Raw genomic sequence first — 17,238 nt, 5'->3', positions numbered from 1 at the left:
AATCCTGGATAAATGAGGATTTAATGGGACCTGAGCAGCATATAATTTATGAAAATAGAAGGAGAGATGGTTTATGTTTTCTAACGAAGAAAGAGATTCGATTTATAAAGTTATTTATAATAGGAGAGATGTGCGAAGTTTTTTATCCACTCCTATTCCTGAGGACACGATACATAACATATTACAGGCGGCTCATCATGCACCCTCAGTTGGATTTATGCAGCCTTGGAACTTTATTTTAGTTTCATCTGATGAAACTAAAGAAAAATTAGCGTGGGCAGCGGAGAAAGAAAGACGGGCATTGGCTATTCATTATGAAGATGAAGGCGCCAAAGAAACAAAATTTCTTGGTTTAAAAGTTGAGGGGTTAAAAGAAGCTCCGATTACTATTTGTGTAACTTGCGACCCTACGCGAGGAGGCTCGCATGTACTGGGACGTAATTCCATACCTGAAACGGATGTTTTATCGACAGCTTGCGCTATTCAAAACATGTGGTTAGCTGCTTGTGCAGAAGGTCTTGCAATGGGCTGGGTGAGTTTTTATAAAAAGAACGATGTACGAGATATTTTGGAAATACCACCTCATATCGATCCTATTGCGCTCTTATCTATTGGTTATACTGAAAATTATCCCGATAAGCCTATTTTGGAATCAGCTAATTGGGAGAAAAGACGATCATTAGAAAATCTTATCTTTGAAAATAAGTGGGGTAAAAAATAATAAAAAGCATTGCTTTAAAAGAGATCTTTTATTTTTGACAAACGACAGATCCTGACATAATTAAGATTTTAGAATGAAGCCATCATAATGTACTCCTAATATCATTAAACTGCAGATGCTTCTATAATATTATGTCGTTTTTGAATAGTAAAAATACTCTTTGCGAAATTAATATTAGTAGTGTAAGATAGTGATGAATTAACAAAATGATATTCAAGGCAAAGGCGCCTTTCCTCCTCTGAAGAGTATTTTCAGGGGATGAAGGCGTTTTTTCGTTTTGTTGTAAGCGTTATCAAAAAAGGAGTGTTATACGTTGAAATTATCCTGTGTGATAAAAGGAACTCATTATTCGTTTTCGTCGGTAAGAGACGTCTTGGCAAAAGCAAGTGAACCAAAATCAGGTGATGTGATGGCGCAGGTCGCAGCTGAATCATCACTTGAGCGCATGGCATCAAAGGTAGTACTCAGCGAGATGCTACTGAAAGATATTTATGAGAATCCAGTTATTCCTTATGAGACAGACGAAGTGACACGACTGATTTACGATGACATTAGTGAGACGATTTATAAAGATATACAAAACTGGACAGTTGGTGAATTAAGAAATTATATTCTTTCGTATGAAACAGGTCCGGATCAATTAATAAAAATTTCAAGAGGATTAACAAGTGAAATGATTGCGGCAGTCAGCAAACTCATGTCAAGTATGGACCTTGTACTTGCTTCACAGAAAATGAAATATCAAGCCCATTGCAATACGACGATAGGGGAGCCGGGCCGACTAGCATTTCGGTGCCAGCCCAATCATCCAAATGATGTGCCGGAAGGAATTTTGTATTCAATAAAAGAGGGGCTGTCTTACGGAGCGGGAGATGCAGTTATTGGTATTAATCCGAATGTGGATACGGTTGAATCACTAAAAAGACTTTATACATTGTCGCATGACTTTATGGAAAAATGGAAAATCCCAACGCAAAACTGTGTGTTGGCTCATATCACGACACAAATGGAGGCTTTAAAACAGGGTGCACCTGTTGCACTGATGTTTCAAAGTTTAGCCGGTACACAAAAGGGCAACGAAGCATTTGGTATTTCTAAAGGAATTGTGGATGAAGGGTACGAGATGATGGCTCGATATGGCACATCGACAGGACCGAACTATATGTATTTTGAAACGGGACAAGGCTCGGAAGTTTCGTTAAATGCAGCTCATGGTGTCGACATGCAGACCCTTGAAGCGAGAACTTATGGATATGCACGTCACTGGAAGCCTTTCATGGTGAATAACGTTTCAGGTTTTATTGGTCCGGAAACACTTTTTGACGGACGCCAGCTAATCAGAGCAGACCTTGAAGATCTATTTATGGGGAAATTGCACGGACTGCCGATGGGCATAGCACCAACTTACACGAATCATATGGATGCAAACCAAAATGATCAGGAAATAGCCGGTATGCTCACTGCACTTGGAGGCGCCAACTTTTACATGGGAGTACCAGGCGGAGATGATGTCATGCTGAACTATCAAGATACAAGCTACCATGACGATGCCAGCTTACGCGAGATGTTTGGGTTACGACCACTTCGCGAATTTGAAAAATGGATGGAGAATATGGGGTTGATGGAGGACGGAAAGCTAACAAGTCGTGCTGGAGATTTATCAATTTTTGATTAAAGGAAGGAGGGGCAACATGGATATTCAGGAGATTGTACGAAAAGTAGTAGAAGAATTGTCGAAGGAAAAGAAAGTGATAAAAGAATACGTCGAACCAATAAAAGAGGACAGTATACGTTTTCCGGAGAAACAAATAAAAGGGGTGAAAGAGCCGCATAATGCTGCATCCATTGATCGAGCGCAAAGTATTACGCCTGCCCGAATTGGTATTGGAAGAACTGGAACACGTATGCAAACAACAAGCTATTTACAATTTTTAATTGACCATGCAGCTGCCCAAGATGCGATTTTAAAAGATGTAAGTGATGAATTCCTTCAAAAAATAGAACTGAAAAAACTAGAGACGAAAGCAAAGGATATGAAGACTTACTTAATGGATCTAGACTCTGGACGAAAGTTGTCTGATGAATCTGTTGCATGGTTAAAGGAGAATGGAGATAAGAATAAAGATGTCCAAATTATTGTCTGTGATGGGTTAAGCTCTTCTTCTATAGAGGCAAATATAGAGGACTTGCTTCCTGCCTTGATGCAGGGCTTGCAATTGAAAAACATTAGCACCGCAAAGCCAATTTTTATTAAGCGAGGGCGTGTATGGGTACAGGACGAAGTAGCAGCCATCATCAATTGCAGTCTTGTCATTTCATTGATAGGTGAACGCCCTGGCTTAAATACAGATGAAAGCTTGAGCGCCTACATGATCTATCGACCAAATGAAAAATCAGTAGAAGCCGATCGGACAGTGATTTCTAATATTCATAAAGAGGGACTTGCCCCGGTTGAAGCTGGTGCCCATTTGTCTGAGCTGATTGAGCAAATGCTTCGAGCTGAGTGTACAGGAATTTCGTTTGCCCGAAAAAGTAATATTAACTTATAGAGAAATACTGAACTTGAATAGGAGTAATCATGGCGGAGCGTTTAGAGCTGATAAGTTCTTTCTTTTAAAGAATAAAAAATTGGAGTACAGTTCCTATTGATGAAAAAATACTTTTATTAAGTAGTTGACGCATTAGCTCTTAGCAGTGAGTGAACACTCAAGAGACAACAATGTTGGTAAATGCAGTTGAAATGAAGTAAGGGGTTTTAGGCGTGAGCTGCGGAAGTGGCACACATTAATGCAGAAGGTATGGTGCAACGCGAAACACAACTGTAGGAAGGTCATTTGAATGGCTACAGTTATGTATTCTCCGGTATTGATATGATGGAGATGAATTACATCGGTTGGGCAAATTATCTTTCTCAAGTTATCATGAAAAACCCTGAACGGCCGGAGCTGTCGAAAGAATTAGAGGAGAGCTTTTGCTCGACGGATCCAACTGTCGCCCGGCAATTTGCGATAGCGACATTTTTCTCTGACAATCGGGAAGATGTACTAAAAGTTACGGTACCCTCACTCATTCTTCAATGTTCCGATGATGCAATTGCTCCGATTGAAGTTGGAAGGTATATGCATCGGACGCTTTCAGAAAGCACGCTTTACTTAATGGAAGCAACAGGACATTGTCCTCATGTGAGCCATCCTGAGGAAACTGTCCGTTTGATAAATAAATATTTGACAACTACTTTTGTGGGCTACACTTCAAATGGATGAACAATTAAACGTTGCACCATGCGGATATTTATCGCTTGATGACGAAGGTGCAATTCTGGAAATTAATGAGACGTTGCTCGGTTTACTAGGGTATAATTTTCACGAGGTACAGGGCCGGCATATCAATCTGATTTTACCTATTGCTAGCCGATCATTTTATCAACTTTACTTTTATCCGATGATCCGGCTTCAGAATAAAGTGGAAGAAATGTACATTTCACTTAAATCAAAGACTGAACAGGACATTCCCATACTCCTTAATGCTTTCAGAAATGAGCGTGACGGGAAGATGTTCAATGATTGTGTATGTGTACCGATGAAGCGGCGATATGAGTATGAGCAGGCGCTTCTTGCAGTCAAGAGGGAAACGGACACGCGTAATAAGATGAAGAAAAAGCAAATAGCTGAGTTGGATCTTCTGCGACATGAATTGGAGTCCAAGCAAAATGAGTTGCTGGAGTTAAATAAAAAGCTTCAAAAATTAGCTGTTACAGATGAACTAACTGATCTCAAGAACAGACGCAGCTTACAGGAAAATTTAAGTTTAAACGTCACCTTACACTCAGAACGGTTCCAAACACTTTCACTTCTACTGATTGATATAGATTATTTCAAGAACATAAACGATAATTTTGGGCACATGATGGGCGACAATGTTCTTCGTGAGTTGGGGAAAATACTGAAAGACGAATCCAGAAAAGATGATATTGCCGCTCGATATGGAGGAGAAGAATTTGCATTAATTCTGCCGAACACTAATAAATCAGAAGCCTTGAAAATCGCGGAGAGGATTCGTTCCCGGGTTGAAAAAGCAAATTGGGACATGCCCAACATCACGATAAGTATAGGAGTAGCAACAAGCTTATCAGGAGATACTGAAAATACTTTGCAATCAAGAGCAGATCGTGCACTCTATGTTTCAAAGAACCGCGGCCGCAATCAAGTCACCCATGCTAATGATTTGGTACACAAATAAGGAGCCCGTGTTTCACTGGTGCCATTTTAATTGGTTCGGATATACCGTTACGTTTAGTCAGGTATAAACCTGACAATCGACTGAAGACAAGAAATACTAAACAGCCAGCTGGCGGCATTGCACCGTCGACTTGCTGTTTTATTTTGTTTGAGACTATTCTGATATGCCGCTATAGTGGATGTGAATGTAAGTATGGAAAACGTGTGTAATAAAGTTAGCCCGAAATAAAAAGGTATACATCCTATCGAATACATTCTGAAACATCGCATATTCAAGACTCTGGTAAAACACGAGTGAATTGATTTGAATAAAAACGAATTGAAAGAAAGAGTGTTTGTGTTTAAATCATTTGGCGACGGCAACTATTTTTTCACTGGTGGACTGGGTATTGAGGCTGTTTACAATGTTAGTAGAGGCTGATATTTTTTCTTCATTAAGGACACTAGTTTTTAAGAAAGACGCATTTCTTAAAAAAGGAGAGGCATTCTTATGACGAACACGATAAAAGAGGAAGTTAAAGAAATTCTTGAACAGATGATTGTTGGAAGGAAAAATATCGTTAAAGGCTGTGCTGAATTATGTACCTTGCGACAAGAAGGTTATGAATTTATTTATTATGATTTTGATGAGTTTTATAGTCAGTTGCAACATCATCCTTTACCAGAACAGTATTATCAATGGGATAAAGAGGCATTAGATAAAAAGCTAAAAGAACTGGAACAGTTAAAAGTTAAAGTCATTGCTTTATCATTTGAATTATTAGAGGAGCTAAAATGATAACGCCTTATTAAAGTATCGAGCACAACGCCATACATCTTCGCTATTGTTCATTAAAGAATTGAATTAATTGGACAAAAAAGCGGATCAGACACTGTTCTTCTTGTTGAAAGGTATCTAACCCGCAAAGATTTTATTTTTTCGCCAAATCTGCAGAAACTTCTTCTCCGCCTTTATTTTTCAAGAACATATAGAACGAAGCTCCAAAAATAATCACATAGCCAATAATGCTATAAAAATCTGGTACTTGTCCAAGGAAAGTAAAGCCCAATAGTGCCGTGAATACGACTGTAAAGTAGTTGAAAACAGAGACCTCTTTTGCAGGAGCGTATTTATATGCGAGTGTGATGCCGAATTGTCCAACTGTCGCAAAGACACCGCCAATCAGTAAGTAGATCGTCTGCTGCATTGTCATAGGTTGGTATGCATAAATGACAAATGGCAGCAGGATAACTGTCGTGAAAGTCGAAAAATAAAATACGATTGTGTAGAACTGTTCGCGTCTGCCGAGCGCCCGCAGTGCCGTATAAGCCCCCCCGGCAAAAATAGCAGACAAAATTCCGGCAGCATACGGAACAATATCGAGTGAGAATGACGGCTTGATAATGAACAGAGTTCCTAAAAAGGCGACGAGTATACTATAGATCTGAAATGGCTTAACATGCTCTTTCAAAAAAATAGCTGCAAAAATAATGGTGAAAAACGGACTCATTTTGTTAAGCATATCGGCATCTGCCAGAACTAGATGGTCAATTGCATAAAATAGCAAAATGATGCCGAGTGCCCCAAGTCCGGAGCGCAATAGGAGGAGTGGTTGATTTTCCCGCTTGCCAAACAGACTTTCTTTGAAATGAATGACAAAGAAAAATGAGATGATCATCGACACGCCATTGCGGAAAATAGTTTTTTGCAAGGTCGGCACGTCGCCAGATAGTTTCACAAAAAGCGTCATGAGTGAAAAACCTAATGCTGATGCTATTAATAATAAAATACTTTTATTTAGATTGGTCATAATACCCTCCGATTAAAAATGAGTGCCATTAAGCATGGTATCATAACCTGAGAAAGCATGCCGGTTTTCAGATTTAGCGATGGGACCCTAAACAATCGCGTACCTACCACGAACTCTAATCAGATATATTAGACACTGGTTCCAACTATAAGTCATTAAGCCCTTAAAACACTCTTTTGAGCAACTTCACAATAACAATCTCAAAAACTTTTCAAAATTAACCCCCGCCACAGCAGGAGTTTTTTCCGAGTCTGTGTCCTGAATGGCTGCCGTTAAAAATGTCTCTGCAAGCTGAATTGCGTGTGCTAAATCTTCTCCGCGCATCAGACTGCCCATCAATACCGATGAAAATAAATCCCCGGTGCCGGAATAACTTCTTCCGTTGTACGGAACGGAGCTATAGACGGATTTTGCATCGCTGATATACATATTTCCAATCGATTGCGTAACCGTTTGAGCAGTTGGCGGATTGATTCCGGTGATAATGATGTGGGCATCGGTTTCTCGCTCGAGTTGCTGACCTGCTTCTTGAATCGCTTGTAAAAAGTCTTTTTCATTTGTATAACGATGTAGGGACTCATACGATAATCCAGTCAGCAGGCAGCACTCTGTTACGTTCGGTGTAATAACATCTGCCTGTCTGACGAGTTCCTTCATTTGCTTCAGTAAGCCATCATCAAAGTTTTTATAAGCTTCTCCTATATCTCCCATCACGGGATCTACAAGCAAAATGGTATTGTCTTTATAAAAACTATCCAAAAAATTGATAATATGGGTAATTTGCTCTTTTCCTGTAATGAAGCCGGTGTGGATTCCATCAAAAGTTTCATGCAGCTTACTCCACTCCTCTGCAAAACGTGGCATGTTAGCTGTTAAATCCTCACAGAAGAAACTCGTGTATTCCGTTTGTGCAGAAAAGATGGCCGTCGGCAAAGGACACGCTTGGGCTCCCATCACCGAAAGAACAGGAATCGCAGCTGTCAGAGAGCATTTGCCGAGCGATGACAGATCTTGTATAACAGCGACTTTTTTCATAACTTCCTCCATGAATGTGTGTAGTGAATTTATTCCATCATACCATACCCGTTTTCATATTGAATTTTAAAACTTCCAGCACGTCAGGTAGTTTTTTTCGCTGATCAATAATGGAGAAACCTTCCAATGAAATTGTGTGAAGGATGGGTATCGGTAGGTGAATGATAAAGGCTTGGATGCTTCCCATAAAAAACATTCTATTATAATCTTCAAGACAGTAGTGTCCGAGGTGTTTTTACTATATGATGTAGGATAATAATAGATAGGAGTGTTTGAAGTTGGGAAGTGAGGTATGAGTTACAGAGGAAGGTTCATTGCTGTTGGAATTGTCATTCTGTTTAATGTGATACGGTACTTCTACTATCATCAATACATGGGGTTACCCTTTGAAGCAAGCTTCTTTATTTTAACAGCTATTTTCTTTGCTGTTGCATGGGTTGGAGGGAAGCAATACGATTTAGTTAAGTTCTACGCGGAAAAAGATCCCCTGACGAATACATATAATAGACGTACAGTTGATATAGTATTTAAAAAGCAGGCCGGCATTTGTAAAATGAAAAATAAAAAGCTTGGGATTGTACTTATAGATCTGGATGATTTTAAAGAAGTAAACGATAGATTAGGCCACCAAAAAGGAGACGAACTGTTACGATGCGTTGCCGATGTTATTAAAATGAATGCAAAGAAAGAAGACTTCCTAGTTCGCTGGGGAGGTGACGAATTCGTGCATATAATTCCTGATAGTAAAGAAGATTTTCATTTAGATTATATTCTAAAGTTAAAAGAGGATTTGTCTCATGCAGGAATACATTTGAACATTTCCATCAAAGCTTCGATCGGCATTGCTGTCTATCCCGATGACGGTGAGAGTTTTGACGTGTTGATTCGGAAAGCCGATACGTCGATGTATGATATGAAAAGAGAGAAATAGTATATGCGGTTCAGCAGGCATTTCTACAATATATTAAATTCGGTTGAGTAAATAGTGAAAAGGAGCTTCTCATGAGTCATTAGACTTTTGAGAGGCTTCTTTTGCTATTAGTGAAGAATACCGGATCTCAAACAATTCAGCGACTACTATATAACTATATAAACTGAAATAAATAAATCACACTCAAAGTAAAACGTAGAACCCGTTGATCTACGTACCAGGCGGACGCTTTCCGGGGGGCGCAGGCGAGCCTCCTCGTCGCTTCGCTCCTGCGAGCATAAGCAAAGCGTTGGGAGCATATTTTTCCTTTTCGCCGCCTTCCACTCCAATCAACTGAGTGTCCATTTCTGAACAAACTCATGTAAAAACTATAATTCAACATATATAGTTCAAATAAAATTATCATATTGACTATCTTTTCAGAATATTATACAGTGTTGGTAATACCAAAGAAAACTTTTGGTCTTACCAAGAGGGGGATTCAGTGAGTCGAACAAAAAATATTGAAAAAGAGATAATCAAAGCAATTATTCAGGGAGAATTTTCAGCAGGAAGCCAGATGGAGACAGAAAGAGAGCTGGCAATAATTTATCAGGTGGGACGGCCTGCAATTAGGGAGATTCTACAACGTTTAAATTATGGAGGTTGGTTAACATTAAGAAAAGGCCAACCGGCAATTGTGAATGATTATTGGCATGATGGAAACATTACGACAATTATAGATATTGTACAGCATTTTGATCATATACCAGATACTTTCGTTCTGTACTTTTTGGAATTACGAATTGCATTGACACCGCAATATGTCAAAAAAGCTGTCATGCTAAACCATCCAAAAGTCGTCTCCATACTATCTCAAGTGGATGAATTGATAGATTGTAAGGAGCAGTTTGCGCTCTATGATTGGAAGATGCAGAAAGAATTAGCAAGATTATCGAAAAATCCAATTTTTTCTTTAACACTAAATAGCTTTGAACCTGTCTATGTTAAAATGGCTATGAAATACTTCTCCCTTTCTTTTTGTCGAAAAGCTTCATTAAATTACTATAAAAAATTGATGGAGGTAGCACTAAAAGGGGACTATCAACAAGCAGAAGAACTTGCACATTCGATGATGCGAAAAAGTTATGCTTTGTGGGATCGCCATATTTCTACTGAAAAAAACAGGATGAGAATATGATTTTGGGGGAAATTAAATGAATGCAAAGTATTATAAAGAGTTTGCTGCCTTTCCCGATATTTTGATAATGCTTTTGCTGTTTTTTCCGCTCGTTATCTACACCATTTTAAATATGTTGCAAATTGGAACTTGGATTGCTTTCATAATTGGGATGACGGCATATGCGTTAAGTGAGTATTTAATTCACAGATTTCTATTTCATATGAAAACACCGACAAACCCTTTTTTGCTGAAAACGATCAAGCGCTTACATTTCGATCATCATGTAGATCCTAATAATTTGAAGTTATTATTCTTACCAGTTTGGTTCAGTCTACCCAATTTTATCATTGCTTCAATTATCTTTTATTCAATAACAGCGAATCTGCAGCTGACGATGGCTTTTCTTGCTGGGATCATGGCTTATTTTTTGTATTATGAATGGAAGCATTATATCGCGCATAAGCCAATTCAACCACGCACAAAAATAGGAAAGAAAATAAAGAAAGCGCATCTCTGGCACCATTTTAAAAATGAAAACTACTGGTTCGGTGTAACGCATACATCTGTAGACAAAGCCTTTGGTACGTATAAGAAGCAGAATCAAGTTGAGAAAAGTGCGACAGCCAAAAATTTAGAGGGGCGAAGTTGAATACAATAAGGTTTATCTGTTATTGATTAACGTAACAAATGAAGAATAATTAAAACGAAATGTACCCTTTTCTCTCTAATTAGAAGAAAGAAAAGGGTATTTTCATGGCATATTTAAGCATGAAAAGGATGGGAAGTAATAAAAGGGTGTAAGGTGTCGCTAGTGTGTCTATACAAAATCTATAAGTGCATATCTACAATACTGATAAGCGATGAAAACGAGCAAATTTCTTGAAAGTCAAAGAAGGTCAGTATAAAATAAAAACTAGGTCAAATATAGTCAAAGTCAACATCCGTTGTCTTATATAAAAGAAAATCATAAGGAGGAACTAATTATGAGATGCCAACACTGTGGAAACAACGAAGCAACGATGAGTTTGAGACTCCAAGTGAATCACCAAGCGATGCAAATGCATATTTGCCATATGTGCTTTCAAGAAATGCAAGGTCAATTGACAGCAGGGAAAGTGCCGACATTCAATACTGAAGCAAATAACTTCTTCCAAGCGAGTGGCGGGAAAAAAGCACAGACCAAAGTGAGACAAACAGAAGAAAATCAAACCCCGGGTTTGTTGGACCAACTTGGTAAAAACTTATCAAATGTCGCAAGGGACGGATTAATTGATCCCATCATTGGAAGAGATCAGGAAGTAAAACGTGTTATTGAAACATTAAACCGAAGAAACAAAAATAATCCTGTGCTGATTGGGGAACCAGGTGTCGGTAAAACAGCAATTGCCGAAGGGCTTGCCTTAAAGATTTATGAGGGCGATGTGCCGGTGAAATTGATGAACAAAGAAGTGTATGTGCTGGATGTTGCGTCTCTCGTCACCAATACTGGAATCCGTGGTCAATTTGAGGAACGGATGAAACAGCTAATTGAAGAGCTGGAAACACGAGAAGATGTCATTTTGTTCGTGGATGAAATTCACTTGCTCGTTGGAGCAGGAACTGCAGAAGGATCGCAGATGGATGCGGGTAATATTCTAAAACCGGCACTGGCACGAGGCAGTTTACAGCTCATTGGGGCTACAACCTTGAAAGAATACCGTCAAATTGAAAAAGATGCAGCACTTGAGCGACGATTCCAACCGATTCTCGTAAAGGAGCCATCCGCTGAAGATACGATTAAAATTCTAAACGGAATTAAGGACCGTTACGAAGATTTTCATGAAGTGCACTATCCAGACGAAGCAGTGCATGCTTTTGTGAACTTATCGCAACGCTATATTCAAGATCGTTTTTTACCGGATAAAGCGATTGATTTGATGGATGAAGTGGGTGCTCGTTTAAACCTTACACTGATGTCCTCAAATTCGGATTCTCTTACAACTCGCCTTCAGGAAGTGATCCAACAAAAAGAGCGAGCGGCTGAGCAGGAGAATTATGAAAAAGCGGCGAGTTTACGTCAGGAAGAGATGCAGCTGCAGGAAAAATTGGAAGCTTCAAAACAGAATGGTGAAATGAAATATGCAGAAGTTTCTGTCGCGGATATCGAGCTAATTATTGAAGAGAAAACGGGAATCCCTGTAACGAAGCTACAGGCGGCAGAACAAGCAAAAATGAAAGGACTTGCGGATAACCTTGGCAAACAAGTTATCGGTCAAGCAGAAGCGGTCGATAAAATTGCAAAAGCGATTCGCCGTAGCCGAGCTGGTCTCAAATCAAAAGACCGTCCGATTGGATCCTTCCTGTTTGTTGGTCCTACGGGTGTCGGTAAAACAGAAATTACGAAAGTCTTGGCAGATGAATTATTCGGTTCGCGCGATGCGTTAATTCGTCTCGACATGAGTGAGTACATGGAAAAACATGCGGTGTCTAAAATTATTGGCTCACCTCCAGGGTATGTCGGTCATGAGGAAGCTGGTCAATTGACCGAACAAATCCGACGAAATCCTTATTCCATTCTATTGCTCGATGAAATTGAAAAAGCACATCCTGATGTGCAAAATATGTTCTTGCAAATTATGGAGGATGGCCGATTGACCGATTCACATGGTCGCACTGTCAGCTTTAAAGATACGGTCATTATTATGACGAGCAATGCCGGTACAGGCGTGAAAAAAGTAAGTGTAGGATTCAACCGAACAGAACATGAATCCGTAACTATGCTTGAAACTTTAGGCGATTACTTCAAACCAGAGTTTCTTAATCGTTTCGATGCGATTATTGCGTTCAATGAGTTAACAGAAGAGGACCTCCTGAAAATAGTGGACTTGATGCTGATGGATTTACAAGCCGCCATCCAGGAAAAGCAAATCGAGATTACGATCACTCAAGAAGCAAAACAAGCGTTAGTTAAATTAGGCTACGACAAGCGTTTCGGTGCCCGTCCATTACGCAGAGTGATCCAAGAGAAAATTGAAGATCCATTGACAGACCTTCTTTTAGAAGAAGAAAATGTAGAAAAAGTTAACGTGGATGTTGTAGAAGAAGAAGTTGTAGTACAGAAAGTGTAATGAATGCTGTTTCAGTAAAGAGGCGAGATGCGTCAACAACTGGTCAACTGACATGCGTAAGCAGTTGACCAGTTAAAAAGGTACTTAAAGTAATCATTCTGCTATTACAGCGGGTGATTACTTTTTTAAAACTGTAAGGTGCAAGTGATACAAATCTTTGTCACCATTGCTTTACATAAAAGCATCACACTTTCTCTGCCTGTGTTCTTGCTGATATAATAGTAGATAGGATTTCGTTGGCGGATAACTTCAAGTTAACGAAAATGAGCAAATAGAACAACATAGTCTAAAAGGAGTTTTCCTATGAGTAAACATATAGCGTTCATCGATGTGGAGACAACAGGTATGAGTTCGGATAATAGTGAAGTGATTGAATTAGGGGTTATGTTAGGTGAATTTGAAAACAATCGGATCAGCAGGGTAACGGAAGAGTACTGTGAATTTCAAGAACCGTTCTTTTCTATTCCTTCAATCATCACAAATATCACAGGAATTACGGATCGAATGGTACGTGGAAGAGTGCTTGATATGGATAAAATTCTTTCTATGTTGCGAAAAGCAGATGGCATTGTAGCGCACAACGCTACTTTTGATAGAGGTTTTGTCAGCAAATTATTGCCTGAAACTTTGGATATGAATTGGTATTGTTCTGTCAGGCAAATTAGATGGAAAGATTATGGTTTTGAAAATGGCAAATTGCAACAACTATTGAAAGTGCATCAAATTGAAGTGGATCATGCGCATAGGGCACTTGACGATGCCAAAAATTTAGCCGAATTACTGAATTTCTCTCATCCAACTTTAGCTGAGGATGCTACGTATATTTCCTACTTAATGAATAAAAATCCGTTGAAAAAACCTATGAAATTGCGAAATTAAATAGATCAAAATAGCCTCCTGAAATCTCCCATGTGAAAAAGTTACATGGGAGATTTTCGATGACAGAGGGATAGTTCATCTTCCCTCAATATATAGGAATGGGTTTCTAGCAATAACTTGGTAAGATTGGCTGGAGTTCTATTCTTCGCATATGCGCACACTTGGGGAAACGCATGCTCTTTGATCAGGCTGTCACCTGCCATCTCGCAATCTCTGACCAGGTGGTGAGGCTCATTTGCGCTAGGCCATTCAACGTGGGCCCATGATCTGAATAGTATATCTTTGTCAACATAGGGCTGAATAGTTTCCTGATAGTATTTAAAAATAGCTGAAGGGTTATAACTGCCGGTAGAACTGTAGAAGTACAAGCTATTGACGAAGTGGACGGCACCCAGTTCTATACTTGAAAGGTGACTATTCAGCACCTTGAGCAGCTCGACGGTAAATTTGTCATTTTCTATTACAATAACCTGTTCGCCGGCTGCAATACCTTCTTCAATGAAAGTGAGAATTTGGCGTTTATATTCTTCGTCATCCATGTATAAGTACAAAATATGTAAATCTCTTTTTTCTGAAATTAACTGTTCTAAAGAAATTTTCAAGCCACTACCCCCTCTTTATTATCAATAGTTCCATTATACGTAAAACTTACAAATGGCACTATAGGGGGTTTGACTCCTATTAGGCCATATAAAAATCTGAAAACACTCAGAATAGCCTACGATCATCTATAGGTACTCACCGCTTGTTTGAAAGTTATTCAATAGCTATGAAAACCTTTTTCCTAAAGAAGCGGTAGATTAAAATTGATTTTCTTAACCTAAATGTGGGTATACCTCTTACTAGGGCACGTCAAACCGCTATTCAGGCTGGCATTCAAACCACCTGAGTTGAATTCAGACGCGGGAAAGTATGCAGGTGCTTGGTACGTATAGATCTTTAATGAAAGGGAAGCTTAAATTGAATGGAGGCGAGACAGTATGAAGGCAGTGACATTTCAAGGAGCGAAAGATATTCAAGTGAAAAAAGTGGAGGCTCCTAAAATTGAAAAGCCGGATGATATTATCGTTCGGATTACTTCTACAGCAATTTGTGGATCGGATTTGCACATCTACCTAGGTGCAATGCCAACACATAAAGATTACGTCATAGGGCACGAACCTATGGGAATCGTCGAAGAAATTGGTCCAGGCGTGGTGAAGGTGAAGAAAGGGGATCGTGTTATTATTCCTTTCAACTTGTCCTGTGGGGAGTGTTTCTTTTGCCAACATGACATGGAGAGTCAATGTGACAATTCCAATCCGAATCCTCACGTGGACACAGGTGGTTTTCTAGGATTCACAGAGCGTTATGGAAATTATCCGGGCGGGCAGGCGGAGTATTTGCGTGTACCGTACGGAAACTTTATTCCTTTCGTTGTTCCTGAGAGCTGCGAGTTGCCGGATGAATCACTCTTATTCCTATCTGACATCATGCCAACTGCGTATTGGAGTGTAGAGCATGCCGGAGTGAAAAAAGGAGACACCGTCATTGTTCTTGGTTGCGGACCGGTTGGACTTCTTACTCAAAAGTTTGCGTGGCAAAAAGGCGCAGAGCGGGTCATTGCGATCGATCATGAGCCCTACCGACTCGAGCACGCCGTTCGAACAAATAAAGTGGAAGCGTTTAACTTTGATGAGATGGATGAAATCGGCAATCATATGAAGGAATTGACACATGGTGGAGCTGATATCGTTATCGATTGTGTCGGTATGGATGGCAAGAAAAATGTTCTCGAGAAGGTCGGACAAAAGATGAAACTGCAAGGCGGTACGACGAGTGCGATTGAAATCGGACTGGAATCTGTCCGTAAGTTTGGAACCATTCAGCTGACAGGTGTGTATGGATCTCTGTATAATGCTTTTCCGCTCGGTAAGATTTGGGAACGAAACGTAACATTGAAAATGGGTCAAGCTCCAGTCGTTCATACAATGCCGTTGCTTTTTGAGCAAATTACTTCAGGTAAATTCGATCCGACGGACATCATAACTCATGTTGTACCACTTGACGATGCGGCGGATGCCTACCAAAAGTTTCACGATCACGAAGATAATTGTATAAAAGTGATATTAAAACCGTAATATTTTGAGTGGCTTAATGAAAACCCTTCATGAGTGTGTAAACGAACGATTGATTTACAGATAAGCAGAATGATTTTTTAGACATCAGTGAGAGGCAACAGATCCCTAAACAATTTAGAACCTTTAATGGATCTGGTGCCTCTCACTAAGTTTTTTTCACATTAGTTTCGAAATGAATATGGTCGCGATGCCAAAGTAGATGAGAAGCGACAAAATATCATTAATGGTTGTGATAAGCGGACCTGATGCTACGGCAGGATCGACTTTGAATTTGTAAAGAAGGAGCGGGATAACCGTTCCTGCAAGTGTCCCGATTATAAGTGTGGCAAGAAGTGATGAGCCGACGACAAGACCAAGCGTCAAACTCCCCCGCCATACAAAGGCAATGATTGCGATAACAATCGCACATGTAATGCCTATAATAATCCCAACAATCAATTCTCGAAATAAAAGCTTCATCGACTTATTAAACGTAATATCCTCTGAAACAAGACCGCGGACAACAACAGCGAGTGATTGTGTTCCTGTATTTCCGGTCATCCCGGCAATCATCGGCATGAAAAATGCCAGTGCAACAACCGCCTCTAATGTAGCTTCAAACCTTTCAATAATACCACCTGATATAAGACCGATGAATAGTAATAAAACAAGCCAGGGCAATCTTCTCCAAGCAGCAACGAAAGGATTCGTCCGAAAATCGATTTCTTTCCCGGAAGCAGAAAGCTTGCGGATATCTTCATCAGCTTCCTGCTGAATTACATCTAAAATCTCTTCAACGTGGATAACACCGATTAGTTGGTTTGCACGATTGACGACAGGAATCGATACGAGGTCTTTATCACGGAAAACTTTTGCCGCCTCCTCTTGGTCTAAATCGGTTGGAAACGAAATGATATCTGTCTCCATAATGTTTGTTATCCATTCATCATCTGAAGCGCCAAGTAGTTCGCGGATGGATAATACACCTATCAGTTGACTGTCCGAATTAAGGATATACAAGTAGTGGATATTTGTTCTTCCTTGTACGTTTTTCCGAAGATGGGAAATAGCATTCTCAGCTGTATACGTATCTTGAAGGGCGATAAACCCTTCTTTCATAAGTGTGCCGGTCGTTTCGTGTTTGAAAACGCCATTCGTCATGTTGTTCATGATGTGGGCCTCCTTAGTCCGTCCACTTCCGCACGAGATGAGGGGGAGTGGACGTATTCTCTTTAATTTTCAATTCTTTGGATCTTAACCAACTGGGGGGTTCTGA

General features: G+C 39.8%; 16 protein-coding genes. 12 read left to right on the top strand and 4 right to left on the bottom strand.

The features are described 5' to 3' along the window. The first annotated feature begins 73 nt into the window (after positions 1-73). From bluB to B5D59_RS17340, 6 genes are all read left to right on the top strand, one after another. A complete protein-coding gene (gene bluB, locus B5D59_RS17365; protein WP_078818800.1) occupies positions 74-721 on the top strand; it encodes a 5,6-dimethylbenzimidazole synthase in 648 nt (215 codons plus the stop codon). 313 nt (positions 722-1,034) lie between these two features. Continuing rightward, positions 1,035-2,396 (top strand): ethanolamine ammonia-lyase subunit EutB, encoded by a 1,362-nt coding sequence (locus tag B5D59_RS17360; protein WP_009498821.1) that lies wholly within the window; start codon positions 1,035-1,037, stop codon positions 2,394-2,396. 16 nt (positions 2,397-2,412) lie between these two features. After that, positions 2,413-3,270 carry an ethanolamine ammonia-lyase subunit EutC gene (gene eutC, locus B5D59_RS17355; RefSeq protein WP_040759882.1) on the top strand — a complete coding sequence of 286 codons (858 nt, stop codon included), beginning with the start codon at positions 2,413-2,415 and terminating at the stop codon, positions 3,268-3,270. A 285-nt stretch (positions 3,271-3,555) separates the two neighbouring features. Beyond that, the gene (locus B5D59_RS17350; RefSeq protein ID WP_009498819.1) at positions 3,556-3,984 is read left to right on the top strand and encodes an alpha/beta fold hydrolase; all 429 of its coding nucleotides are present in this window, start codon (positions 3,556-3,558) and stop codon (positions 3,982-3,984) included. After that, a complete protein-coding gene (locus tag B5D59_RS17345; protein WP_009498818.1) occupies positions 3,977-4,960 on the top strand; it encodes a sensor domain-containing diguanylate cyclase in 984 nt (327 codons plus the stop codon). The genes B5D59_RS17350 and B5D59_RS17345 overlap by 8 nt, the downstream gene beginning before the upstream one ends. A 489-nt stretch (positions 4,961-5,449) precedes the next feature. After that, positions 5,450-5,737, top strand: a complete 288-nt coding sequence (locus B5D59_RS17340; protein WP_078818799.1) for a hypothetical protein — start codon at positions 5,450-5,452, stop codon at positions 5,735-5,737. 133 nt (positions 5,738-5,870) lie between these two features. Here B5D59_RS17340 and B5D59_RS17335 read toward each other — a convergent pair whose 3' ends face one another. Continuing rightward, complete coding sequence (locus B5D59_RS17335) at positions 5,871-6,749, bottom strand: DMT family transporter (protein WP_009498816.1); 879 nt, start codon at positions 6,747-6,749, stop codon at positions 5,871-5,873. 186 nt (positions 6,750-6,935) lie between these two features. Next, positions 6,936-7,784 (bottom strand): pyridoxamine kinase, encoded by an 849-nt coding sequence (locus B5D59_RS17330; protein ID WP_040759880.1) that lies wholly within the window; start codon positions 7,782-7,784, stop codon positions 6,936-6,938. Between the two features lie 292 nt (positions 7,785-8,076). On the opposite strand from B5D59_RS17330, the gene B5D59_RS17325 reads away from it, so the two are divergent. From B5D59_RS17325 to B5D59_RS17305, 5 genes are all read left to right on the top strand, one after another. Next, positions 8,077-8,715 (top strand): GGDEF domain-containing protein, encoded by a 639-nt coding sequence (locus tag B5D59_RS17325; protein ID WP_040759878.1) that lies wholly within the window; start codon positions 8,077-8,079, stop codon positions 8,713-8,715. Positions 8,716-9,199: 484 nt separating this feature from the next. Next, complete coding sequence (locus tag B5D59_RS17320) at positions 9,200-9,895, top strand: GntR family transcriptional regulator (RefSeq protein WP_009498811.1); 696 nt, start codon at positions 9,200-9,202, stop codon at positions 9,893-9,895. 16 nt (positions 9,896-9,911) lie between these two features. Further along, a complete protein-coding gene (locus tag B5D59_RS17315) occupies positions 9,912-10,526 on the top strand; it encodes a sterol desaturase family protein (RefSeq protein ID WP_009498810.1) in 615 nt (204 codons plus the stop codon). 334 nt (positions 10,527-10,860) lie between these two features. Next, positions 10,861-12,984, top strand: coding sequence for an ATP-dependent Clp protease ATP-binding subunit (locus B5D59_RS17310; protein WP_078818798.1), 2,124 nt, complete (start codon positions 10,861-10,863; stop codon positions 12,982-12,984). 303 nt (positions 12,985-13,287) lie between these two features. Next, positions 13,288-13,863: an exonuclease domain-containing protein gene (locus B5D59_RS17305; protein ID WP_078818797.1), complete on the top strand. Its 576-nt coding sequence runs from the start codon at positions 13,288-13,290 to the stop codon at positions 13,861-13,863. A gap of 41 nt (positions 13,864-13,904) precedes the next feature. Here B5D59_RS17305 and B5D59_RS17300 read toward each other — a convergent pair whose 3' ends face one another. Next, a complete protein-coding gene (locus B5D59_RS17300) occupies positions 13,905-14,465 on the bottom strand; it encodes an MEDS domain-containing protein (protein WP_078818796.1) in 561 nt (186 codons plus the stop codon). A 378-nt stretch (positions 14,466-14,843) separates the two neighbouring features. Between B5D59_RS17300 and B5D59_RS17295 the strand changes: the two genes are divergently transcribed. Beyond that, the gene (locus B5D59_RS17295) at positions 14,844-15,983 is read left to right on the top strand and encodes a zinc-dependent alcohol dehydrogenase (RefSeq protein WP_009498806.1); all 1,140 of its coding nucleotides are present in this window, start codon (positions 14,844-14,846) and stop codon (positions 15,981-15,983) included. 156 nt (positions 15,984-16,139) lie between these two features. On the opposite strand, the gene mgtE is transcribed toward B5D59_RS17295, so the two are convergent. Then, positions 16,140-17,132 carry a magnesium transporter gene (gene mgtE / locus B5D59_RS17290; RefSeq protein WP_078818795.1) on the bottom strand — a complete coding sequence of 331 codons (993 nt, stop codon included), beginning with the start codon at positions 17,130-17,132 and terminating at the stop codon, positions 16,140-16,142. Positions 17,133-17,238: the final 106 nt, after the last annotated feature.

This window comes from Sporosarcina newyorkensis (genome assembly GCF_900167515.1).
GTDB lineage: Bacteria > Bacillota > Bacilli > Bacillales_A > Planococcaceae > Sporosarcina > Sporosarcina newyorkensis.
This window is presented reverse-complemented; position numbering and strand designations above follow the sequence as displayed.